The sequence below is a fragment of the Erwinia sp. OLFS4 genome (genome assembly GCF_002752165.1).
GTDB lineage: Bacteria > Pseudomonadota > Gammaproteobacteria > Enterobacterales > Enterobacteriaceae > Izhakiella.
Genome location: NZ_MOMB01000049.1, coordinates 1 through 21,400, shown reverse-complemented (window position 1 = coordinate 21,400; position 21,400 = coordinate 1). Strand labels below are relative to the sequence as shown.

Sequence of the window (21,400 nt, the reverse complement as noted above, 5' to 3'; positions counted from 1 at the left end):
TGGCATACCTAAAGTGTAATCATCATTCCGTCATAGCTCACTTCAATGCCGCGCTGCATCAGGCTGCGACGCTGACAGGAAGCCTCATCAAGGATCGGATTGGTGTTATTAATATGGATAAGAATTTTGCGCGCGGCAGGCAGTGATGTCAGCACGCTAACCAGCCCCTGCGCGTCACCCAGCGCCAGATGGCCCATTTCTTTGCCGCTGTGGCCGTTAACACCGCTGGTCTCCAGTTCGTTATCCGTCCACAGCGTCCCGTCAACCAGCAGACAATCTGCCCGGCGCATCCATGCCAGTAAGCCGGCGTCCGGTTCGCCCAGACCGGGCGCATAAAGCAGGCTTTTACCACTGCGTCCGTCTTCCACATATAACGCGATGTTATGCCCAGCCAGGGGTTTATGGCGAAAACGTGAATAGGGTGGCGCATTGCTGAGCAGTGGAATGGCGGTAATACTGATGGCCGGACAGACCCCCGGATTAAAAGATTCCTGAGGTGTCAGCGGATGATAGTGCAGCCCGCCGTTCCAGTGACTGAGGATCGTAAACAGCGGAAAGCCGCTGGACAGATCGTCATGTACTTCCGGCGTGCACCACACCTGATGCGGGCACCCTTCACGCAGATTGAGCAAACCGGCACAATGGTCTATCTGGCTGTCGGTTAAAATTATCGCGCCAATGGCACTGCCACGCAGTACCCGGGGATTATGTAACTCCGGTGAGGCCAGCAGCTGATGACAGATATCGGGTGAAACGTTACAGAGGATCCAGTTTTCACCATCATCGCTCAGCGCAATGGAGGACTGGGTTCGTCGGGAGGTTTGCATACTGCCGTCACGTACCCCGCGACAGTTTTTACAGTTGCAATTCCACTGCGGAAAACCACCGCCAGCGGCGGAGCCAAGCACTTTGATAAACATGAATTACCCGAACGGCAGAAAACAAAAAGCCCGCCAGAGGCGGGCCAGGCCGCAATTAACGGTTAGAAATGTACAGCGTTACTTCCAGCCCTAAACGCAGATCTTCAAAAGCAGGTTTGGTCCACATAACTTATCTCCTCTTCAGGATGCGACGGCATCTTTCACCGCAATGATGGCAGATGTTCAACAATAACAAGGCTAAATTGTGACATCATTCAAGATAAAATGTTGCAACATTGTTTGTCGGGAAACAATCAATTAAAGGTAAAGAAATGCGACCCGGCAAATTTCTTCCCCTTTCAACGCCACCCGGCCTCATTCACCCCAGGTGCGCCGTAACAGGCTAAGCCAGTTATTGCAGCGCAGTTTTTCAATAAGCGCTTCGCTAAAACCGGCTGCAGACAGCGCCGCCAGCAGTCGCGGCAAACCACTGACGTCACCCAACGCTTGCGGTACGCCAGTACCATCAAAATCGGAACCGAACGCCACCCCGTCTTCTCCCAGCCGGTCAACCAGATAACATATATGCTCAACAATGCGGGTTATTGGCGTATCAGCATCACGGCGGCCATCGGCGCGCAAAAAGGCATTGCCGAAATTTACGCCGACTAATCCGCCACTGGCGGCAATTGCTTTTAACTGGGCATCCGTCAGGTTACGCGGCTGCGCGCAGAGCGCATGCGCATTCGAGTGGCTGGCTACCAGCGGCGCATCGCTGAGCGCAGCCGTCTGCCAGAACGCTTTTTCATTCATATGTGAGAGATCAATCATCAGCCGCTGGCGGTTACAGGCAGTAATCAGTGCTTTTCCGGCGTCGGTTAATCCGCTGCCGGTATCTGGCGACCCGGGGAAGGCGCCATTGACGCCCTCACCGAACGCATTCGGCGTGTTCCAGAACGGCCCCAGGCTGCGGACGCCCTCCTGATACCAGCGACTGAGACACGTTAACTGTGGGTCGAGGCCCTCAGCGCCTTCAATATGTAAAACCATAGCCAGCGCCCCACTCTGACGACAGCATTCGATGTCAGCAACGCTGCGGCAAAGCTGCAGGCGGCCTGCAGAACCTGCGGCCAGGCGGTGTGCCAGCGCAATCTGTTGCGCCACGATCTGTGGCGGCGAAATGTTACCATGTGCGCTGAAATAACTGGCCGGCGGCACAAACACCGCAAACAGCCCGCCGCTAAAACCACCCAGCTGGCAACGTGGATAGTCGATATGTCCATCGTCAAGACCATGAAAAAAAGCATCAATGCCGGCCGTGGGATCATCCATTAGCCACAGGCGCAGCAGCAGATCGTTATGGCCATCAAAACAGGGACGAACGGAAGAAGAAAACATGCGATGAATCCACCTGTAACCAGCAAATACTCTGGCAGTTTATCACCAGCGCCACAACCATCAGGCGACAAATTAGTCCAACGCGCACAGTCAGACGCGCCACCGCCCTGCCGGACATCCTGTCCGTTAACGCTGTCAATATGTCCGCTTTTGACCTGCCGCCCGCCGCCTGAATCCGGCAGACTTAACGCCTCGCCAGACAACACAGGATAACCGCCATGTTCCGTAGCGCATTACTGTTAATTGATGTACAACGTTCATTTTTACTCAGAGGCTATGCCGAACAACCCGAACGCCTGTTGTTTGAACAGCGACTGCTGGCCTTAGTTGCCCATTGTGAACAGCGCCAAATTCCGCTGGTGGATATTTTCCATGTTGAAGCAGAAGGCCCTTTTTCACTGGCCTCCGGCATGGTCTCCCGTCTGCCATTCCTGCAGCACCAGCCCGCGCTGACTGTCCATAAACATGTGCATAATGCTTTTACCGATAGCGGGCTGGACCGCTGGTTACGCGAACGTGACATCAATCAGGTGATTATCAGCGGTATCCGCACTGAGCAATGTTGTGAAACCAGCGCACGGGTAGCCAGCGATCTCGGCTATCGGGTCAAATTTGTTAGCGAAGCGACTCTGACCACACCACTGCGCTATGGTGAACAAACATTCAGCGTGGCAGAGTTACGTCAGCGGACATGCGCTGTTCTGGCCGGCCGTTTTGCCGATATCTGTAGTGTCGAAGACTGTTTTCATTGTGGAGAGTAAACATGGCCATTCCGGTGTGGTTTCTGATGCTGCCGAACGTGCTGACACTCGATCTTACCGGGCCGGCAGAAACGCTGGCGCTGGCCGGAGAGGCATTTACCCTACGCTATACCGGGCCAGACAGCGCCGTCAAAGGCACCTCCGGCCTGACCTTTGGCGAGATAGAACCACTTCCTGAACGCCTGCCGCCGGGCAGTCTGTTAGTGGTGCCTGGCGTCGGTGACTCAAGAATCCACTTCAACAGTGAAGCGGCGCAGCGTGCGCGCCACTGGCTGGCACGCCTGCAGCCGGATATTCACGCGGGCAACATCACATTGATTTGCATTTGCTCCGGCGCCCTGCTGGCCGCACAGGCCGGCATTTTAAACGGCGTGGAATGCACCACCCACCATGAGGTGATTGGCCGGCTGCGCTAGGCAGCCCCGACGGCCAGAGTCCGCGAAAATCGCATTTTTGTTGAGGATCGCGGCATCTGGAGCAGCGCAGGCATCACCACCGGCATCGACCTGGCGTTACATCTTGTCCACCGGCTGTGTGGCGCGCAAAAGGCGCTGGCGGTGGCTCAGTAAATGGTGGTGTGGTTTCGTCGCGCGGGCGACGATCCGCAGCTTTCTCCCTGGCTGAAATACCGTAATCATCAGCATCCGGCAATTCATCGTGCCCAGGACCTGATGTTGTCTCAACCACAGGCCGACTGGCAGGTCAGCAACCTGGCCTGCCAGGTGCATGTCAGCGCACGCCATCTGTCACGCCTTTTTCGTCAGCATCTGGGGATCAGCGTCCATGACTATCATCAATCACTGCGCCTGGCGCTGGCACAACAACGGCTGACCCAGGGTGAGTCGCTGGAACGGGCCGCACTGGCCGCCGGTTTTTCCTCCGCGCGCCAGCTGCGTCAGGCACAGAAACGCGATCGATCACAGACAGCAAAATAACCGATGCTCAGATCGACAACGTCATGACCCATACCGCGCTGAACAGGCCGGCGAAATAAAACGCAAGGGGAATAGTTGATGATGACGTCAGCTAACGGGATGCGCATCATGGCTATATTTGTCTATTGCACGCGGAAATCGCCAGCAGTAGCCGATAGTCGCCGTCAGACAAAGCAGATAGCCAAACAGTTCGCTGCCCTCTTCAACGATATTTTTTACCACTCTGGCATACCCGTCGGCCAGGATAGTCTGCCAGAGCTGGTGCATACCAAATAGCCGCGAAAAAACCAGGATGGTCAGCAAGCCACTCATTATCATGCCGTACCAAGGTGTGCGACTGTATTGCTCCAGCTGACACAGCGTGTGACGAAAATGACGCAGCGGAAGGACAACCGTACACAGCGTTGAAAACAGAGCCAGCCAGACCCAGCTACCATGGGCTAGCAGGTCAAATAACGCATCCAGCTCCCGGATAAGCATTGCCAGAAACAGCCCGGCAATCAGCATATTACAATAACGCAGCTCGGGGTGTTTTTTCGCCAGTCGGGCGTGAAGAAACACAATAACCGCCAGCGTCAGCTCCTGGGTAATTTCAGTACAGGAGATCTCATTCACGCCGTCCTTAAATACGCCAACATCTATCCACAGACACAGCATCGTGACGGCCGATAGCGCTGCGGCGGCAAGAAAAAACAGAAAACGCCTGAGTACAATCATGCGTACCACTCAAAGAGGATAAGAAAGGGCAACAGGATAAAAATCCCGCTCACACCTCAGTGACCACTTTGTGCGACCTTGCGCACCGGCGGCACAAACTGCCTGTTTCAGCACAGATACGCCATCTGAAACAGAGGGATAAGCGGGATATTCATGTTACGGGATCACAGGCGCCACATTGGGGTTGTAACCCATCTTCTGTAGCGCGGGTTACCAACCTGAGCGTCCATCAGGTTAAGCATCGCGGGGTTCTTCATCACACCATGCCATATAGCGCAATCGGCATTGCGGCTAATGGCGTTGATCGCCACTGCTCTTTTTTCCATCAACCCGTAGCCACAACCAAAGTCCTGCGTAATGGCCCAGTCAAGGTCAATGTTATCGCCGATACTGTGAGTCAGCGTTGAGATAGCGTCCAGTTGCTGTAATGAGCGCTTCAACCTGCCATCTGTTGCTGGATAATGAGGTTAAGACCATCGGTGCCTGGCAGAGGATTAAGCGCCCCGGTAACGCCCCGTGACTTTCGCGGATTTCGTATCCGCGCATATCGGGTGATGGCGGCGGCTTTACGCGGGCGCTCAGAGAGGGACAGGCGGCTGAAACAGCACTGCCCGCAACAGCCTGATATCCGCCACAGGGTGCGCCACACGGCGGGTAATGAGCAATACGTTAAGGGAACAGGCTGGTTAAAAAAGATGCGGGATTGTTTACAATTAGGACCAAACTGTAAACAATTATACATATCCGTAAAAAACTGTCCATATCTTCTTTAAGAAAATTCTTAATCCTCTGTATCGTGATGTAAATATTGTTATTTTTCTCACCACCTTTCCTCGCCAAGCTGCTGTTAAAAAACATATTTTCTATTGATAATCATTTTTACATTTAGCCGACAATAAAATCCTCGTTTATGAAAGCATTTAATTCCATTAAGCAGAAAATGTTGGCTTAAAAACCTGTCATTACCACTATTTATCGCCGGTAATTCTGTTTTACCCCCCGCGCTTGTCAAAATGGTCCTAAGTGTAAAACTCACCGAAGACAAAGTGAGTGAGGGGCCAGGCGGTAGCCTGTTCGTTATCCGGCGGGCATGAGTATCACCTATGTCTTTAATAATCATCAGTATCTCTGATAAACGAAAGGATGGAAAAAAACATGAAAGCGAAAATTGCACAGCTCGCCATGCTTGTGGCTCTGACGGCTGGCTCGGTAAACGTGGCGAACGCCGCCTCCAGCGCGGTGGTGACAATTAAAGGCGCGATTAACACCGTGACCTGTGATGTGAAAGCCAGCCAGCAGACCATCCAGCTGCCGAACATGACACCGGCTGACGTGGCGGCTGTCGGGGCGTTTGCCACCGGCAAAACCACTGACTTCTCAGTCTCCCTGAACAACTGCACAGGCACTAACGATACCACCTCTCTGGCGCGCCTGCAGATTACCGGCCCCACCACCGCTACCGGTGAAACGTACTTTTCTGACGATGCAAGCAGCCCGGTGGCTGTCGGCCTGGCGTTAAAAAGCGCCCCGACCACTCTGCTGTCAAACAATTCCGTACAGCATGTTTCTGCCGCAAACGATGCGGCCAATGCGATTGATGGCCAGAAGCTTGAGCTGACCGCGGGCGTTATCTCCAGCACCGCGACCATTACAAGCGGTCACGCGGTATCGGCGCCCATCACGTTTACGTACGTGTACAACTAATCAGCACGTTGTGAAGGCTCTCAGGGACTGAGGTATGGCCGGGCAGGGAGGCCCGGACTGAGTAAGGGTGAGTATCATGGGTAAGGCATTCATTCGTAAGTATGTACGGCGGGTGGTGGTGGCGCTGGCGGTGCTGCCGGGGCTGGCATCAGCCGATGGCGTCGGTATTGATGCGACCCGGGTGATTTTCCCGGCGCAGGAAAAGAGCGTGGTGACCGCCGTGCGCAACACGGAAACCCGCGCGGTGTATCTGATGCAGGTGGCGGTCACTGCGACGCCGTCCGGCGGCGATGCGCCGTTTGTCGCCACCCCGCCCCTGTTCCGCAGTGAGCCCGGGACCCACAATCAGGTGCGCATTGTCAGAACCCCGGGGGCCGCGCTGGCGAAAGACCGGGAGTCACTTTACTGGTTCACCCTGAAGGCCATTCCGCAGGTGACAGACCAGGTCAGACAGTCTGCTCCGCTGAAGGGCAGCACGCAGATTGGGCTGGGAACGGCCATTAAGCTTATCTATCGCCCGCAGGGATTGCCGGTCACACCGGAAAAAGGGTTTGGCATGCTGCGCTTCACCCGCGCCGCGGGGGGGATAAAAATCAGCAATCTTTCGCCTTACTACGTCAGCTTTGCCTCCCTCCGGGTTGGCGGGGTGCAGCTGCTGAATAACAGGCAGATGGTTAACATGGTGGCGCCGTATTCCGACACCGTGATGAAACAGGCCGGGCTGGTCTTTCCGGCAAAAGTGTCCTGGTCGGCCATTAACGACCTGGGCGGTGAACTGAAATACAACGGGGAGGCCATATGATGCGCGGGCTGTTTTTTCGTTGCCTGCCGCTGGCCGCCGTGCTGCTGGCGACCGGCGGGGAACAGGTCCGGGCGGCGGGATTACCGCTGACCCTGACCCTGGTCATGGAGCAGTCAACCTGTGACCTGTCACTGAAGACCCCGGCCACCCTCACCTTTCCCGGCGTCGGCGTGGCAATGCTTGGCCCGCAGGCCGGGCATGTGACCTATGCCGGCGAGAAAAACGTCACGCTGAATCTGGCAAACTGCGCCGGGTCAGCACGCGACGGCGCCATGCCGGCGGTGCAGATTAGCGGCAACAATCCGCTCAGCGGCAACAGCACCCTGTTCCGTGATTACACCTCTGCCGCAGAAGGCGGGGTGGGGTTTGGTCTGCGTCAGGTGCTGGCGGGAGGGCAGCCCGGGGCGTATCTGGCCAGTGGCAGTTATGTCGACGCCGCCACCGCCACCGGCCTTGATGCGCAGGACCAGGACATGCATTTCCTGGTTGACATGCTGTATGACCCGGCAGGCGGTCAGGTGACAAGCGGTATGCTGCAGGCAAACATCCGCTTTCAGTTCGCCTATCACTGAGCCGGAGGGGCATGATGATGCTGAAGCGATGGTCGCGGATGGCCCTGTCCGGCCTGGTGCTGCTCTCTCTGCAGGCCACGGCGGCGGGCATTTCACTGAATAAAACAAGGGTGGTGTTCAGCGCCGGCGCACGAAGCGTTCAGCTTGGCGTCAGCAACAGCGCGGAGTCGGCGTGGCTGGTTCAGGTGCGTCCGCTGGACAGTCAGGGGAAGGTCTCTGCCGGTATGGTTGCCACGCCGCCCCTGTTCAGAGTGGAGCCTTACGGCAGTAACACCCTGCGCATTCTGTCCACCGGTGACGGTGACGGCTTTGCCCGCGACAGGGAGTCTCTCGGCTATGTCGAGGTCAGCGCCGTGCCGGCATCCGCCATGACGTCAGCGTCATCCTCTGCGCTGGCCATTTCGGTCAGCATGCGTATCAAGCTGTTCTGGCGTCCGGCTTCGCTGGCGGAGCCGGCAGCGGCTGACTGGAAGTCGGTGACCTGGCACCGGCGTGGCGGCGTGCTCCGCGCCTGCAATCCTTCACCGTACTACCTGTCCTTTAACCGCCTGATGTTTGACGGCCGCCTTATCAGCCTCAACCGCGCGCCCTCCATGCTGGCACCGCGAAGCTGCGAACGCTACCCGGAGGCCGGTGAGGTCAGGCAGGTGCGCTGGTCCGTCATCAATGATTATGGCGGTGACTCCGGCTGGTATGACGCCAGCGTGACGCCAGCGCCGGCATAAACCGGCGTAAATATCACGCCGGACAGGGACGAGCCGCAACAGATGAATCCACCGACTTACAGGTACCGGAATCATTTCCGGGGATAACCCGCGCCGCCATACCGGGTGGCGTAAGACAGAAAAGGTATTTCATGAACATGAACCGGTGTCGTTCAGCATCCTTTTTCGCCCGCTGCTGCCTTGCTGTTTCCGCCCTGTGCGGCGGGCCGGTTTTTGCCGGCACCGCGGACGGCCTGACATTCTGGCCGATGCAGCTCAGCTACAGCGCGACAGACAACAAGGGCGGGGTGGCGCTGAGCGTGATTAACAGCACGAAAAAGGCGTTTCTGCTGAAAGCGAATGTCAGCGCCATGGACCCGGATACCGGACGTATTGCGGCCGGCAGACAGGCCCTGCCGCCTTTTGTCACCGTTCCGCCCCTGGTGCGGCTGGCGGGCGATGACCGCTATCAGTTCCGCATCCGCCAGCTGGGCGGCGTACTGCCCGATGACCGTGAATCCGCCAGCATTATTTCCGTGACGGCCATTCCCGGTACGCAGACCCCGCTCCGCCCTTCCCCGGGGGGCGAGGCAAAAGCCGCCACCGGGACGCCGGCGTTACAGCTGGCAATGAAGATGAATATCCGGCTTTTTTACCGCCCGGCGAAGGTGGCACCGCGTAAGGATGAGGTACTGGCCCGCCAGCTGACGTTCAGCAGTGACGGCAGAACGCTGGTGGTGAACAACCCGACGCCGTACTTCGTGCATTTCAGCACCCTGTCCATCGGCGGCCGGGCGCTGAAACGGGAAGAGTATGAGGGCTATATCGTGCCGAAGGGCTCGCGCCGCTTTACCACCACGGCGCCGGTAAGCGGCGTGGTGGAGTGGACCTTCTCCGGAAAAAAAGACGTGTATCACGCCACGCCGGAGCGCTGTGATAACAGCATGGCCGCCAGTTCGCACCGCCCCGCCTGCCGGGCGGCAATTTACACCAGTAAAGGCTAATGAAAATGAAAAACAACCGCAATCATCTCAGGCTCAGACTGACGCCGGTGGCAGCCTGCGTGGTGTGTCTGCTCGCGGGGGCGCAGTCCGCCGCGGCCAGGGAGTACTTTAACCCGGCATTTCTGGGGGCGGCCGGCGCAGGTGTCGACCTGTCGGCGTTTGATAATGCCGGTTATATCCCGCCGGGGCATTACATGGTTGATGTGTTTATGAACCAGAACCATGTGGAAACCCGCGATATCAGTTTTAAGGAACTCGGCGGCAAAACCGTACCGGTGCTGACCCTGGCACAGCTCAGCGAGTGGGGGGTGAATGTGAAAGCCATTGCCTCAATGCAGGGCAGGCCGCTGAGCAGCGAAGTGACGGACCTCGGGGCACTGATACCGCAGGCGTCAGACAAATTTAACTTTCAGTCGTTGCGGCTTGACCTGAGCGTACCGCAGGAGTCGATGCAGCCTGAAATGCGCGGCCGGGTTGACCCGTCCCTGTGGGATGAGGGTATCCCCGCGCTGATGCTCAGTTACAACGTGAACGGTAATGAGGGGCGCTATGAGAGTCAGATAAACGGCGCCCGCTCGCGCAGTCTGTTTGCCACCTTCCGCGATGGCGTCAACCTGGGTGCCTGGCGTCTTCGCAGCACGCAGACCTGGTCCTACAGCGACATGCGTTATGACAACCGCCTGATGCGGGATATGCCGGCTCAGAAGACGTGGCGGACGTCAAACACCTATCTGCAGCGCGACGTGCAGGCTCTGCGCGGGGAGATGACCCTCGGTGAGACCAGTACCGGCGGCGATGTGTTTGACGGCATTCCGTTTCGCGGCGTGCAGATGGTCTCGGATGACGCCATGCTGCCCGACAGTATGCAGGGCTTTGCGCCGGTGATTACCGGGACGGCGAACTCCAATGCACAGGTCACCATCAGCCAGAACGGCTACGTGGTGTACCAGACCACGGTGGCGCCGGGGCCGTTTCGTATCACTGACCTGTATGCCACCGGCGGAGCCGGTGACCTGACGGTGCGGGTGAAAGAGGCGGACGGGACAACGCACCTCTCCACGGTGGCCTATTCATCGCTGCCGGTCATGCTGCGTCAGGGGGCTTTTAAGTACGAAGTCTCAACCGGCAAATATCACGGGGGCAACCTGACGGAGGGCAGCCGTGAACCGAACTTTGTGCTGGGCACGCTGATTTACGGCCTGCCGTATAACATGACCACCTACGGCGGCGGGCTGCTGGCCAGCAACTATCAGTCAGCGGCGCTGGGGGCCGGCTTCTCGCTCGGTGACCTGGGCTCCCTGTCGGCGGACGTCACACAGTCGCGGGCAAAACTGCCGGGTCTGATTACCGGACCGGAGGAATGGAAGACCGGGCAGTACTGGCGGGTACGTTACTCGAAGAGTCTGATGAGTACCGGCACCTCCGTGGACCTCGCCATGTACCGCTATTCGACCCGTAACTACTACAGCTTCAGCGATGTGAACAGCACCGGCTATGCCCTGAACGAGTGGCAGGTTCCCTGGGCGCTGGACAGGCGCCGCAGCACCACGCAGGTCTCACTGAACCAGAGCCTGGGGGCGTGGGGCAGTGTTTATCTCAGCGCGTCGAAAACCCGTTACTGGGACAGTCAGCGCGCGGATACCAACATGAATGCCGGCTATAACGTCACGACAAAGGGCGTGTCCTGGGGGCTGAACTACAGCGTGGACCGCATCAGCGAGCACGGCAGCTACCCGCAGAACCGGCAGCTGTCCCTTAACGTTCAGATACCGTTCAGCCTCTTCGGACCGCAGCCGGTGCTGCAGGGCATGAGTGCCGGTTATGGCATGACCCATGACAATCAGGGCCGGGTGACGCAAAACGCATCGGTAAGCGGGTCGGTGCTGGATAACCGCCTGAGCTGGAGCGCCCAGCAGGGCTGGGGGAATGGCGGCATGCCGGACAGCAGTTCACTGTACCTGAACTACATGGGCAGTCAGGGCACGGCCATGATGGGTTACAGCAATGGTGGCAGCAACAGGAACTTCAGCTACGGGGCGAGCGGTGCGCTGATGGCACACCCTTATGGCGTGACGTTATCCCGCTCGCTGGGGGAAGGTGCCGTTCTGGTGAGAGCGCCGGGTGCCGGAGGGGTGAATGTCAACAGCAGTGGTGTGGCCACCGACTGGCGCGGGTATGCGGTGGTGCCGTCGGTGTCGCCGTACCGCAGAAACAGTATTTCGGTGGACCCGACCACGCTGCCTGAGGGGGCGGATATTGAGCAGAGCAGTCTCAACCTGTATCCGACCCGCGGCGCGGTGGTGCTGGCGGACTATAAGGTGACCACGGGTGAGCAGCTGCTGATGACGCTGCAGCGTCACGGTCAGCCGGTGCCGTTCGGGGCGATGGCGACGCTTGATGAGCGCGACAGACAGGCCAGTGGCATCGTCGGGGACGGCGGACGGGTGTATATGGCGGGCATGCCGCCGGAAGGACGCATACGGGTTAAGTGGGGTAACGGGGCTGACCAGCAGTGCAGCACCACCTACCGGGTCAGCGGGGAGCGTGCGCTGCTCTCTCAGCTGAACGCGGACTGCCGTTAATCAAGGCGGCGCCGGCCGCTGCTGCGTCAGCTGAAGCGGTAGGTGGATGACCCGGTTCTGCTGGCGCGGGTAAATCAGTACCTGCACTACAGCGTGGAGGACGGCAACGGTTTTTACACCCCGGAGAAAGGCATCCGTCGCGGCTGTGCACTCAGTCCGCTGCTGGCGGGCTTTTGTCTGCGGGGGATGGACACGTACTTTGAGGCGCAGCCGCACCTGAGGTACGTCAGATACAGGGATGACATCGTGATATTAACCCGCACACGCTGGTCTCTTCGCCGTGCGGTGCGGGCCCTGAATGTTTTTTTGCATCAGGGGGATACGGTCAGCATCCACAGAAGACCTTTACCGGAAGAACGGAGAAGGGATTTGACGGGATGGGAACAGGGTTCAACCGGTCAGGCATGACGGGCATCGCGCCCCGTGCCCGGACCAACCATCGTCAGCGTGCGCGCCGGCTTTATGAGCAGGCTCTGCGGAACGGGAAAACGACAGCCCGGGCGCGGGTGGCAGCGTATGTGAAGCGATGGACAATCTGGAGAGAAAGTATGCTGGGAACAGTAAATGTGCCGGGCAGGCAGCAGCGTGGCGGGTGTGGCGGGACCGTGGCTCAGGCCGCTGACGGATCCCGGGAGGGAAATGCGCAACCTGATGGACAGTGCCGGTGGCGCCTCCCCCACGCGGCCCTTGTGATACTGCTGCTGGCCGCGGGCTTGCTGTATTCCGCCGGCAGTAGCGCGACAGGCCTGGATTCCTGCGCCGGCTCTAACGGCAACACCGTACATTTGAAGTACAGTAGGACCGCGCCCTGGGGCGAATCGACCTATGGCAGCCTCCCTCCAGGTACGCCGACTGCGGTGTTGATGGGCGATAATGGGTTCACTCTGCATTGCATGGCCCCGGAGGGAAGGAAATATGCGTCTCTGATCGTTGGTCTGCTGGCGTCGCCGAGTAATAACTCAATTATTAACGGGAAAATGATCGACGATCACACGTGGGAGATCAACGTGGAGCCCCAATGGCTAGCCCCAGACAATGGGATCCAAAGCATGTTTAACGCGCGATATACCATCCAAAACTTTCCGACGATCACGTGCACGGGCGCCGGGGGGACCCATTCCGCCTCGCTGGACTCATCGGCGCGAAGAGTCGGGGCAGCAATTGTCATCACAATCCCGTGCGAAAACGACGGGGACAACGGTGTGATCCTCACGAAGAGCGGGGGCGGAATAGTACAGGTATCTATTCCATCGAATGGCGCAGACACCACCAGCCTGAGCTACAATAATGGCAATGCCCCGGTCACCCCGTACTCTACCACACCGACAAATATGGTGATGGACGTTTTAATTGGAGGGAGCGTAGTTCTGACAAACACACCGTCTGTCTACTATGGAACGGATATGCATGAACGGACCCTGCTGATCCAACCCCTAGGTATGTTCACGGGTATGGGGTCCGACCCTGGTCAACGCTTCGCGTCCTGCACCTTGTCATCCAATCTGCCCTCTAACACAATGGACTGGGAAACCGTGCCAGCCCCGCAGGCGGGGGGACAGGTCGGCGGGGTGCTGGCGCCGGCCCGGCAGGTCGTCGTCACCGCCCACTGCTCGGGGGTGATTAGCCAGTATCAACCCTACATGGTAATCAACGGGGAGCACGTTGCCGGCGCGACGTCCAACGTGCTCGGGTCCGATAACGAATCGATCGGGTTCGCACTCACTTCATCGACGGACAATACGCCCATCCCCCTCAACATCCCCGAAACGATTGGTGTAGTGCAAACGGCTGTGAACAATCAGGCAACTATCTCGGCATCTATATCGGCCGAACCGGTTCAGTTAACGCCGGCAGTCACCCCCGGGCGCACCACGGCGCATGCCACGGTGGAACTGTATGCTGTCGCTCAATAAATGCGGCGTGCCGGGGCGTGGCGCGCATGCCCCCTATTGCGTTTATTTTGCTGGTAATCCCTTCCCACTATCAGCGCAGAGATAAAGGCAAGGGATCACTCCAATGTTCCCCACAAGGACGGGATACTGATTCCCTTCAGGCGACCTGGTGGGGCATTTTTCTTGATTTATCAGGTAATACCGGGGTTTTGTTGAGGTCAAGGGCAAGGCGAACTGGCGGAAGATCACAGGAGTCGAACCTGCCCGGGACCGCTGGCGGCCCCAACCGGATTTGAAATCCAGCCGCCTCACCGGAGACGACGATCTTCCATCGTGACGCCAGTATAGCAGCCGGATTGCGCCAACCCAACCGGGATAAACCGTTGCGGCCAACGGCCCTTATCCTGCGGTTGTCCGCGCCAGCCTGGCGGCCATAACAGGCAGCAAGAGCGGTCAGCCTGAAACCGACTAACTGACCAGGTGATATTTGTCGATTTTCTTCAGCCCTGCGGCCAGCAGCAGGCTAGCCAGCAGCGTGGTGATAAACACCCAGGGAATGTCCAGCCACGGGCGCTGAATATAATCAAAGTGTTGCGTGCGCAAAAAGTGAATAAATAAGGCATGAAAGCCGTAAACCGGCAGAGAATAACGCGAAATCAGCGCCAGCCCAGGCAGCGCATCAGGCAACACCGTTCTGACGCAAAGAAACAGACAGCAGGCAGCGATAAACACCAGCGGACCGCAGTAGACATACCAGGTGTCAGCAAACGCGCCGTTTACGGTGCTCTGATGTTTCGTACCGAGGGCAATACCCATCACACAGAGAATAAAAATACCGCCCGCCAGCCAGCCGTAACCCCGATACATGATAGTCAGATCACCCAGCGCCCGCCCCAGCAAGGCATACAGCAGATAATAGAAAGTATCGCCACCAATATACAGGTTGAGCGGTAACCATTGCACCGGTCCCAACGAAACGCTGACAGTGTTCGGATTAGCCGCCACGCCCAAAATAAGGGCAATCAGAAACAGATAACGCGCATGGGCCGGCCTGACCTCAATCAATGGCGACAGCAAATAAACCACCAGCAGGGCAAAGAAAAACCACAGGTGATAAAACACCGGTTTTTGCAACAGGTTTTCCAGGGCCAGGCGTTCACTGATCGGTGTCAGCCAGCTGATATACGCCAGCGCCACCATGCTATAAAACAGCAGGCAGCAGACAATCCGGATCAGATGGCGTCGACCGGCGCCGCGTTGACCAAAAAACAGATAGCCGGAAATCATAAAAAACAGCGGCACGCAGACCCGCGAGGCGGAATTGAGCAGATTGGCGATCTCCCAGACATGTCCACCCGCCTTCACCCCCTGGGTGACATACCAGGCAGTGGTGTGAATCATAATAACCATCAGGCACGCCACCGCGCGTAAATTATCAATCCAGCCAACCCGTTGCGTCATGTCATCCTCATCTCACCACCCGCTGCGTTGCATCATATCCTGGCCTGAAAACGCCCGGGCGACAACATTGCAGGCCCCGCCGGGCTGCGCGCCTGGTGGTCATGGTCTGTTTTGTCATTCAGCGGCATTCTCTGCATCGCCAACATCCCCCTTTGGTAAACATGCCGCTCAAAGGGTATACTGACGCACACTTTTTTATCCACCCGTATCGCGTGCGAATTCAAAATGCAAAAGTTTGATACTAAAACCTTTCAGGGCCTGATCCTGACCTTGCAGGATTACTGGGCGCGCCAGGGCTGCACCATCATCCAACCGCTGGATATGGAAGTAGGGGCAGGAACATCCCATCCGATGACCTGCCTGCGGGCACTCGGCCCCGAGCCAATCGCCGCCGCCTATGTCCAGCCTTCCCGTCGTCCTACTGACGGACGCTATGGCGAAAACCCCAACCGGTTACAGCATTACTACCAGTTTCAGGTCATCATCAAACCGTCACCCGATAATATTCAGGAACTTTACCTGGGATCGTTAAAAGAACTGGGTATCGACCCGACGGTGCATGATATCCGCTTTGTTGAAGATAACTGGGAAAACCCAACGCTGGGCGCATGGGGTCTTGGCTGGGAAGTCTGGCTGAACGGCATGGAAGTCACCCAGTTTACCTATTTTCAGCAGGTGGGTGGTCTGGAGTGCAAGCCGGTGACCGGTGAAATAACCTACGGTCTGGAACGTCTGGCCATGTATATTCAGGGCGTCGACAGCGTCTATGATCTGGTCTGGAGCAACGGCCCGCTAGGTAAAACCACCTACGGTGATGTGTTCCATCAGAATGAAGTTGAGCAATCAACCTACAACTTTGAGTATGCGGACGTTGACTTTCTTTTTACCTGTTTCGAACAGTACGAAAAAGAAGCACAGCAGCTTCTGGCGCTGGAAAAACCCTTACCGTTGCCCGCCTATGAACGCATTCTGAAAGCCGCGCACAGCTTTAATCTGCTGGATGCCCGTAAAGCCATTTCAGTAACCGAGCGCCAGCGCTATATTTTGCGCATCCGGACCCTGACGAAAGCGGTAGCCGAAGCTTATTATGCTTCGCGCGAAGCGCTGGGCTTCCCGATGTGCAATAACAAGTAAGAGACAGCCATGACTGAAAAAACTTTCCTGGTGGAAATTGGCACCGAAGAACTGCCGCCGAAAGCGCTACGTAATCTGGCCGAGTCCTTTGCCAGCAATTTTACGGCTGAACTTGATGCAGCCGGTCTGCAACACGGTGAAGTGAGCTGGTTTGCTTCACCACGCCGCCTTGCGCTTAAAGTCGCTGCACTCAGTGCAGCCCAGGCAGATCGCGAAGTAGAAAAACGCGGTCCGGCTATCGCCGCTGCCTTTGACGCCAGCGGCGCCCCGACAAAAGCCGCCGAAGGCTGGGCGAGCGGTTGTGGCATTCGCGTTGACCAGGCCGAACGCCTTAACAGCGATAAAGGCGAATGGCTGGTATGGCGAGCGAAAATTAACGGTGAGCCGGCACAAAAACTGCTGCCAGAGATGGTTGCTGGCGCGCTGGCTAAGCTGCCCATTCCTAAACTGATGCGCTGGGGCGACAGTGATGTCCAGTTTGTTCGTCCGGTCCACACGGTGACCCTGCTGCTGGGTGATGAGCTGATTCCGGCCACCATCCTCGGCATCGCGTCCGGCCGAACCCTGCGCGGTCATCGCTTTATGGGCGAACAAACCTTAACCATTGAACATGCCGACCAATACCCCCAGCTGCTGCAACAGCGTGGCAACGTCATTGCCGATTTTGCCGCCCGCAAAGCGCAAATAAAAGCCGATGCCGAAAACGCCGCGCGCCAGCTTGGTGGCGTCGCCGATTTAAGCGACAGCCTGCTGGAAGAAGTCACCTCTCTGGTGGAATGGCCGGTGGTGATGACGGCAAAATTTGAAGAGAAATTTCTCGCCGTCCCTGCCGAAGCATTGGTTTATACCATGAAAGGCGACCAGAAATATTTCCCGGTTTATGATGCAGATGGCAAGCTGCTGCCGCACTTTATTTTTGTTGCTAATATTGCCTCTGCCGATCCTCAGCAAATTATCAGCGGCAACGAAAAAGTGGTTCGCCCACGGCTGGCAGATGCCGAATTCTTCTTTAATAGCGACCGTAAAAAACGCCTGGAAGATAATCTGCCGCGACTGGAAACGGTGCTGTTTCAGAAACAGCTGGGCACCCTGCGCGATAAAACCGACCGTATCCAGGCACTGGCCGGCTGGATAGCAGCGCAAACGGGCGCAGACGTCAATCATGCCACCCGCGCCGGACTGCTGTGCAAATGCGATCTGATGACCAATATGGTGTTTGAGTTTACGGATACGCAGGGCGTAATGGGTATGCACTATGCCCGCTTTGATGGCGAAGCCGAAGATGTCGCCGTGGCGCTGAATGAACAGTATCAACCGCGCTTTGCCGGCGATGCCCTGCCTTCAAATCCGGTCGCTTGTGCCCTGGCGGTAGCCGATAAAATGGACACGCTGGCCGGCATTTTCGGTATTGGTCAGCATCCTAAAGGCGATAAAGATCCCTTTGCACTGCGCCGCGCCGCGCTGGGGGTACTGCGTATTATTGTGGAAAAAAATCTGCCTCTCGACCTGCAGACGCTGACGGAAGAAGCGGTTCGCCTGTACGGTGATAAGTTAAGCAATAAACAGGTCATTGATGATGTCATCGACTTTATGCTGGGACGCTTTCGTAGCTGGTACCAGGAAGCTGGCCACAGCGTCGATACCATCCAGGCGGTGCTGGCAAGGCGCCCCACCCGACCGGCAGATTTTGATGCCCGCATGAAAGCAGTGTCGCACTTCCGCACGCTGGAAGCAGCACAGGCACTGGCTGCAGCCAACAAACGTGTTTCCAATATTCTGGCTAAAGTGACCGAGCCGCTGAATGAGGAAGTCCAGGCTTCTCTGTTAAAAGAAAATGCTGAAATCACTCTGGCCACCTACGTCACGGCGTTAAGTAGCAAGCTGGAACCGCTATTTGCTGAAGGACGCTATCAGGAAGCCCTCAACGAACTGGCTCAGCTGCGTGAGGCGGTGGACAACTTCTTCGATAATGTCATGGTGAATGCGGAAGACCCGGCAATACGGTTTAATCGTCTGACGCTGCTAGCCCGACTGCGCGCACTTTTCTTACAGGTTGCCGATATTTCACTTCTGCAGTAAACGCTTTCCACGGCCCTTTGGCTCGTCAGCTTAAAACCCCATGCCCGCCGGCATGGGGTTTTTGCCACTGCAGCAATGATTGTGGAAAGCCAGCCTTCAATATTGTCCAGTGCACTCTCATGTCAAAGACCCGACTCAGCCGACGCATCCTGTCCAGAGGATAACTAGCGGAAATCTCTTCTGTCGGCAAACAGGAGCGCACCGCCTGAAACCGGGCTGCTAAACTAAACCCCCGCCCGATGCCTGCCAGGCAAAGTGGCGCGTTTTTTTATATCTTTCAACAAATAATTGGTTGAATATAGCGCCTCCTGTAAATATCCATCACCATTACAGTACTCAAGGTGTCTGGCAAAAAACTGGCCGGCACAACTCGCTGCTTCCCTCGCACGGTAGCGCGTGAAGAGAAAGGCATTGGTGCCTTTAACGAAAAACATATGTTGTGTTAACTGGAATGATTACCAGGAAAAGAAAGGGTATAAATATTTTAAAAATTTAATAATCCAATGCGTTGTTGGCGGGAAAGTAATGACGGTCGGTGATCATCATGGGGGGCATCATGGCTCAGCGGTTTTAATACCTGAGCGTGATTGCCGACACGGGCGATCGCTTCCGCTACCACTCCCAATATTTAATGCTGTTGCAGGTTATCACGAGTTCTCTTCACGAAATATTTTTCTGGGGTATTATCGTCTGGAATAAAGCTTTTTTCAGACAGATACGAAGCCACATAAACTGTATATAAGTAATAAGGTATATATGAACATCCCGATAGCTTATAATAAATTCAGATCTCATCTTTTTAATAGTTCAGATGCAGCAATAAAATTGGTTGAAAAAAAACCATCAGATAATAATATTAACTTTGCTCTGAAATTATTACGTGCAAAAATGGCTAATGCAGAGAAAACGCTTAAACGTTATCCTGAATTATCTGAAGATTTCGAATATTCAATAAAGAAATATTGCCGGTTGTCGAAAAAAATAATATCCATAAAGAATGTGAGAGATAACCAGGCGCAGGGATTGGTAGAAAATAGAACTGGCGCACCAACCCTGTATGAGCCTAAGCAAAAGGATTACAGCAATAAATTGTTAGTTGGCTATGATCTCGCCAGAAAAGATTTGCGAAGATGTAATTTTTCAGATGCAAATTTTTCACCTGTCGATGTAATTTATCGATGTTCTAAACCTGTCAATTTTTCATGGTCAAATTTAGATGGAGTTGATTTAAGTTCCGCTATGCTTGAAGGTGCTAATTTCTCTAATTGCAGCCTCGCCGGAGCAAAGATATGCGTAAATAATGCGAATTTTACAGCTGCAAAACTTGATGATGCAGTAATTACACTCGATTTACCCTCTCACTGGAATAGCAGAAGAAGTGAAAGGCTGTTAAACGATGCAAACAAAAACAATACCATTTTTGATACTATAGACTCTATAGATGACACCTATGCTGATATCAAAGTCAAACTTATGCATCAGGTAATCGATTCTGTTTTTGATAATGATCATGCGCTCCAGGGTTCTATCCCAGGAATAGCTCTATTGAATAGTTTTGTTTCAAAAGATATCTATCAGCAAGATGAAAAAATAAGTAAGACTATTGAAGCACTCGTCAGAAGTGAAATGCTCTATGCAAATAGCAAAGTCAGCATGGATGAGTGCAGCGCTAAAACACTGTCTTTATTTTTAGACAAATTTTCTCAGTCAAATGATGATATGTTAAAGTTTAATGGGGCATTTATTCAGCTAATGACTGTCTGTGTCAATCATAATATATTGAGTGTAAAAAAACAGGCCCGGGATTTATACAATCGATATCTGAGTCTGGACGCAGTTAAGCCTTACGTGGATAAATTCGAATTTGGTAACAGTGAGGGTAAAGCTTACTGGGGCGATAAAACAAACCTTAACTACATTCTTTTAAATGATCAAAAAGCGATGATTATTGATCATGTAAACATTTCAAAAATGCTTCAGTTGAGTAATGATAATAATGATGTGAAATGGGATCATTTTTACCTTTATCAGAATAATGAGTGTCAGCCAACAGGAAGCATTAATTACAAAAAAACCTTCATAGATGATTTTAAGATTTTTGCTGATAGCTTCATAGAATGTAATAAAGGCTCGCGTTTTTCTAATCTACTCGCGACGCTGGAACTGGGTAGTTACAAAGACCAATTCACAGCAGTCTTGTCAGGGGAATCAGTAACAAAAAAAATGAAACTGGTCGGAATCGATGACCAATTAAATCTTGAAAAAATATTTTCCAAAGTGCTGGTTAAATCAGATAAAAATGATAAAGAGCCTATGCTAAAGCCTGAGCACTATGAAGACATCATTGATGCATTTTATCTTTCAGATACCAGCAATAAGGTTAAAGCGCAAACATTGTTTAGTCTTGCTACTGTCTTTTCAAAATACTCTGCCAGCAGCTGTTTTGGAACCGAATATGACTCACCCCAAGTACTCAGAAATTATGCCTATGCATTAATGAGTAAAGCCAATGAATTAAATGTAGATGTGGCTGGCGAAAATTTTTCTGACTGGAAAGCCCGGCTGCTTGGATTAAACGATGCTTTCACTTGTTCCGATCTTATTTTTGGTGATGCCTCTAATTGGTTGAATCTGATGTATAATGCGGGCTTTTGAGGTTCTCTTATGGCCAGCGTTAACGTTCATTGTCCCCGTTGTCAGTCTGTTCAGGTTTACCGCCATGGTCAGAACCCTAAAGGCTATGACAGATTTCGCTGCCGTGACTGCCACCGCGTGTTTCAACTCACTTACGCTTA

General features: G+C 54.9%; 19 protein-coding genes, 1 tRNA gene and 1 pseudogene. 14 read left to right on the top strand and 7 right to left on the bottom strand.

The window, feature by feature from the left end:
- Window positions 1–8: 8 nt before the first annotated feature.
- The 3 genes from pqqB to BL249_RS10450 all read right to left on the bottom strand — a co-directional run bounded on the left by pqqB (window position 9) and on the right by BL249_RS10450 (window position 2,258).
- On the bottom strand, window positions 9–920 hold the full coding sequence (gene pqqB, locus BL249_RS10460; protein ID WP_099705735.1) for a pyrroloquinoline quinone biosynthesis protein PqqB: 912 nt from the start codon (window positions 918–920) through the stop codon (window positions 9–11).
- A gap of 55 nt (window positions 921–975) precedes the next feature.
- The gene (pqqA, locus tag BL249_RS10455; RefSeq protein ID WP_099705840.1) at window positions 976–1,047 is read right to left on the bottom strand and encodes a pyrroloquinoline quinone precursor peptide PqqA; all 72 of its coding nucleotides are present in this window, start codon (window positions 1,045–1,047) and stop codon (window positions 976–978) included.
- A gap of 188 nt (window positions 1,048–1,235) precedes the next feature.
- Window positions 1,236–2,258: a dipeptidase gene (locus BL249_RS10450; RefSeq protein ID WP_099705734.1), complete on the bottom strand. Its 1,023-nt coding sequence runs from the start codon at window positions 2,256–2,258 to the stop codon at window positions 1,236–1,238.
- Between the two features lie 218 nt (window positions 2,259–2,476).
- On the opposite strand from BL249_RS10450, the gene BL249_RS10445 reads away from it, so the two are divergent.
- Both BL249_RS10445 and BL249_RS10440 read left to right on the top strand, forming a co-directional pair.
- Window positions 2,477–3,019 carry a cysteine hydrolase family protein gene (locus tag BL249_RS10445; RefSeq protein ID WP_099705733.1) on the top strand — a complete coding sequence of 181 codons (543 nt, stop codon included), beginning with the start codon at window positions 2,477–2,479 and terminating at the stop codon, window positions 3,017–3,019.
- A gap of 2 nt (window positions 3,020–3,021) precedes the next feature.
- Window positions 3,022–3,954: pseudogene (locus tag BL249_RS10440) on the top strand (GlxA family transcriptional regulator).
- Between the two features lie 87 nt (window positions 3,955–4,041).
- Here the strand turns inward: BL249_RS10440 and BL249_RS10435 are convergent.
- Window positions 4,042–4,671: a transporter gene (locus BL249_RS10435; RefSeq protein ID WP_099705732.1), complete on the bottom strand. Its 630-nt coding sequence runs from the start codon at window positions 4,669–4,671 to the stop codon at window positions 4,042–4,044.
- Between the two features lie 164 nt (window positions 4,672–4,835).
- Complete coding sequence (locus BL249_RS10430; RefSeq protein WP_099716804.1) at window positions 4,836–5,111, bottom strand: hypothetical protein; 276 nt, start codon at window positions 5,109–5,111, stop codon at window positions 4,836–4,838.
- 715 nt (window positions 5,112–5,826) lie between these two features.
- Here BL249_RS10430 and BL249_RS10425 point away from each other — a divergent pair.
- The 8 genes from BL249_RS10425 to BL249_RS18760 all read left to right on the top strand — a co-directional run bounded on the left by BL249_RS10425 (window position 5,827) and on the right by BL249_RS18760 (window position 13,952).
- Complete coding sequence (locus BL249_RS10425; RefSeq protein WP_099705730.1) at window positions 5,827–6,375, top strand: fimbrial protein; 549 nt, start codon at window positions 5,827–5,829, stop codon at window positions 6,373–6,375.
- A 76-nt stretch (window positions 6,376–6,451) separates the two neighbouring features.
- A complete protein-coding gene (locus BL249_RS10420) occupies window positions 6,452–7,177 on the top strand; it encodes a fimbrial biogenesis chaperone (RefSeq protein ID WP_099705729.1) in 726 nt (241 codons plus the stop codon).
- Entirely contained in the window at window positions 7,174–7,749 is a 576-nt protein-coding gene (locus BL249_RS10415) for a fimbrial protein (protein WP_099705728.1), read from the top strand. Before BL249_RS10420 ends, BL249_RS10415 begins: the two co-directional genes overlap by 4 nt.
- 11 nt (window positions 7,750–7,760) lie before the next feature.
- On the top strand, window positions 7,761–8,474 hold the full coding sequence (locus BL249_RS10410; RefSeq protein ID WP_099705727.1) for a fimbrial biogenesis chaperone: 714 nt from the start codon (window positions 7,761–7,763) through the stop codon (window positions 8,472–8,474).
- A gap of 131 nt (window positions 8,475–8,605) precedes the next feature.
- A complete protein-coding gene (locus BL249_RS10405) occupies window positions 8,606–9,457 on the top strand; it encodes a fimbrial biogenesis chaperone (RefSeq protein WP_099705726.1) in 852 nt (283 codons plus the stop codon).
- 5 nt (window positions 9,458–9,462) lie between these two features.
- Window positions 9,463–12,039 carry a fimbria/pilus outer membrane usher protein gene (locus BL249_RS10400; protein ID WP_158233094.1) on the top strand — a complete coding sequence of 859 codons (2,577 nt, stop codon included), beginning with the start codon at window positions 9,463–9,465 and terminating at the stop codon, window positions 12,037–12,039.
- 42 nt (window positions 12,040–12,081) lie between these two features.
- Window positions 12,082–12,447, top strand: a complete 366-nt coding sequence (locus tag BL249_RS10395) for a reverse transcriptase domain-containing protein (RefSeq protein WP_099705724.1) — start codon at window positions 12,082–12,084, stop codon at window positions 12,445–12,447.
- 995 nt (window positions 12,448–13,442) lie between these two features.
- On the top strand, window positions 13,443–13,952 hold the full coding sequence (locus BL249_RS18760; protein WP_143354783.1) for a hypothetical protein: 510 nt from the start codon (window positions 13,443–13,445) through the stop codon (window positions 13,950–13,952).
- Window positions 13,953–14,166: 214 nt separating this feature from the next.
- On the opposite strand, the gene BL249_RS18995 is transcribed toward BL249_RS18760, so the two are convergent.
- A tRNA-Sec gene (locus BL249_RS18995) sits at window positions 14,167–14,261 on the bottom strand.
- Window positions 14,262–14,399: 138 nt separating this feature from the next.
- Window positions 14,400–15,392, bottom strand: a complete 993-nt coding sequence (locus BL249_RS10385; protein ID WP_099705722.1) for an acyltransferase — start codon at window positions 15,390–15,392, stop codon at window positions 14,400–14,402.
- Between the two features lie 225 nt (window positions 15,393–15,617).
- Here BL249_RS10385 and glyQ point away from each other — a divergent pair, with 225 nt between their 5' ends.
- From glyQ to BL249_RS10365, 4 genes are all read left to right on the top strand, one after another.
- Entirely contained in the window at window positions 15,618–16,526 is a 909-nt protein-coding gene (gene glyQ, locus BL249_RS10380; RefSeq protein WP_099705721.1) for a glycine--tRNA ligase subunit alpha, read from the top strand.
- Window positions 16,527–16,535: 9 nt separating this feature from the next.
- Window positions 16,536–18,605, top strand: a complete 2,070-nt coding sequence (glyS, locus tag BL249_RS10375) for a glycine--tRNA ligase subunit beta (protein WP_099705720.1) — start codon at window positions 16,536–16,538, stop codon at window positions 18,603–18,605.
- A gap of 756 nt (window positions 18,606–19,361) precedes the next feature.
- Window positions 19,362–21,260: a pentapeptide repeat-containing protein gene (locus BL249_RS10370; protein WP_099705719.1), complete on the top strand. Its 1,899-nt coding sequence runs from the start codon at window positions 19,362–19,364 to the stop codon at window positions 21,258–21,260.
- Between the two features lie 9 nt (window positions 21,261–21,269).
- A partial coding sequence (locus BL249_RS10365) for an IS1 family transposase (RefSeq protein WP_342633895.1) occupies window positions 21,270–21,400 on the top strand: 131 nt, incomplete at its 3' end.

Coding starts and splice junctions, on each gene's coding strand:
- BL249_RS10410 (WP_099705727.1), top strand. CDS start 7,761: ATGATGATGCTGAAGCGATGGTCGCGGATGGCCCTGTCCGGCCTGGTG.
- BL249_RS10385 (WP_099705722.1), bottom strand. CDS start 15,392: ATGACGCAACGGGTTGGCTGGATTGATAATTTACGCGCGGTGGCGTGC.
- BL249_RS10425 (WP_099705730.1), top strand. CDS start 5,827: ATGAAAGCGAAAATTGCACAGCTCGCCATGCTTGTGGCTCTGACGGCT.
- BL249_RS10370 (WP_099705719.1), top strand. CDS start 19,362: ATGAACATCCCGATAGCTTATAATAAATTCAGATCTCATCTTTTTAAT.
- BL249_RS10445 (WP_099705733.1), top strand. CDS start 2,477: ATGTTCCGTAGCGCATTACTGTTAATTGATGTACAACGTTCATTTTTA.
- BL249_RS18760 (WP_143354783.1), top strand. CDS start 13,443: ATGCATGAACGGACCCTGCTGATCCAACCCCTAGGTATGTTCACGGGT.
- BL249_RS10400 (WP_158233094.1), top strand. CDS start 9,463: ATGAAAAACAACCGCAATCATCTCAGGCTCAGACTGACGCCGGTGGCA.
- BL249_RS10405 (WP_099705726.1), top strand. CDS start 8,606: ATGAACATGAACCGGTGTCGTTCAGCATCCTTTTTCGCCCGCTGCTGC.
- glyQ (WP_099705721.1), top strand. CDS start 15,618: ATGCAAAAGTTTGATACTAAAACCTTTCAGGGCCTGATCCTGACCTTG.
- pqqB (WP_099705735.1), bottom strand. CDS start 920: ATGTTTATCAAAGTGCTTGGCTCCGCCGCTGGCGGTGGTTTTCCGCAG.
- BL249_RS10420 (WP_099705729.1), top strand. CDS start 6,452: ATGGGTAAGGCATTCATTCGTAAGTATGTACGGCGGGTGGTGGTGGCG.
- glyS (WP_099705720.1), top strand. CDS start 16,536: ATGACTGAAAAAACTTTCCTGGTGGAAATTGGCACCGAAGAACTGCCG.
- BL249_RS10450 (WP_099705734.1), bottom strand. CDS start 2,258: ATGTTTTCTTCTTCCGTTCGTCCCTGTTTTGATGGCCATAACGATCTG.
- BL249_RS10435 (WP_099705732.1), bottom strand. CDS start 4,671: ATGATTGTACTCAGGCGTTTTCTGTTTTTTCTTGCCGCCGCAGCGCTA.
- BL249_RS10415 (WP_099705728.1), top strand. CDS start 7,174: ATGATGCGCGGGCTGTTTTTTCGTTGCCTGCCGCTGGCCGCCGTGCTG.